This is a genomic window from Terriglobus sp. YAF25, from assembly GCF_052113305.1.
Lineage (GTDB): Bacteria > Acidobacteriota > Terriglobia > Terriglobales > Acidobacteriaceae > Terriglobus.
In genome coordinates this window covers 1-1,048 of the sequence record NZ_JBFRCY010001060.1, presented here as the reverse complement: position 1 = coordinate 1,048, position 1,048 = coordinate 1, and the positions used below count along the sequence as shown (strand labels likewise).

At 59.4% G+C, this 1,048-nt stretch carries 2 protein-coding genes; one reads left to right on the top strand and one right to left on the bottom strand.

Going from position 1 to position 1,048, the window contains the following annotated elements; translation table 11 throughout:
* A partial coding sequence (locus AB4043_RS26530) for an SAM-dependent methyltransferase (protein ID WP_442308661.1) occupies window positions 1–560 on the top strand: 560 nt, incomplete at its 5' end.
* Between the two features lie 13 nt (window positions 561–573).
* On the opposite strand, the gene AB4043_RS26525 is transcribed toward AB4043_RS26530, so the two are convergent.
* Window positions 574–852, bottom strand: coding sequence for a hypothetical protein (locus tag AB4043_RS26525; protein ID WP_442301144.1), 279 nt, complete (start codon window positions 850–852; stop codon window positions 574–576).
* Window positions 853–1,048: the final 196 nt, after the last annotated feature.

Genomic DNA, 1,048 nt, shown 5'->3' with positions numbered 1-1,048 from the left:
GTCCAGGGCTCTCGTATGACTCGCTGGATGAGATTGTCAGCGGCCTGTTGCGGCTTCACGTGCCAGAGATGGAGTTGCCGGAACTGGCAGAGGAGATGGTGTTATATCAGCCGACGCCGGCGCGACACATTCTCAATCTGATCGAGCAACTTGGCTTGCAGGAGACGGACCGTCTGATTGACTTCGGTGCCGGGATGGGACATGTGTCTTTGCTGGCATCAATGCTCTCCGGATGCCAGAGTGTCGGGGTGGAGGTGCAGGCTGCCTATGTGGCAGCCGCGCGACGGTGTGCGGCGGACCTCGGGTTGGAACGGGCACGTTTTGTCGCGCAGGATGTGAGAGATGCTGATCTGGGCTGGGGAACAATCTTCTATCTGTACACGCCGTTCCGAGGCTCGATGCTGGCGGAGGTGTTGCGGCGCTTAGAGGAGGAGAGCCGCAGGCGGCCGATGCGGATTGCTTCGCTCGGCCCCTGTACTTCGGAGATTGCGGCGCAGCGCTGGGTAAGGAGTGTGTCGGCTTTGGAAGAGGGCCGTGTGAGCCTCTTTGAGGCCCGTTGAAAGTCTGGTCTCTTCAGAGGTCTTCGGAGCGGCGTCGTCTGCGGGCGGGTTGTGAACCAGCTCCGGCGAAGACACAGACCATCGCAACGGCGTGGATGAGAAACCAGACTGAGAGGCCCTGGCTCTGGTAGATGAGCACCAGGATCAGAATGCGCGGCACGAGGATGGCAGCGAGCAGCGGCACCCAGCCGAAGAGATGGAATGGCGTGAGATTGCCCTGCAGCCAGGCAATGGCGAGACAGATGCGGGGGAGAAAGAGGGAAAGGACGAGGAACCAGAAGGGAAGGGTCATGGTCGTTCGGTGGAAGAGAGTATCGATGGCTACTGGGTCAGATGCGTCGCGGGAGAATGGCGTTACCAGTTACCAGTTGCAGTGAGTTGATAGGCTTCTTCGAGCCAATACTGGCTACTGGGTCAGATGCGTCGCGGGAGAATGGCGTTACCAGTTACCAGTTGCAGTGAGTTGATAGGCTTCTTCGAGCCAATAC

What these genes read in the sequence shown, in the direction of transcription:
- AB4043_RS26525 (WP_442301144.1), bottom strand. Translation starts at nt 852, where the DNA reads ATGACCCTTCCCTTCTGGTTCCTCGTCCTTTCCCTCTTTCTCCCCCGC.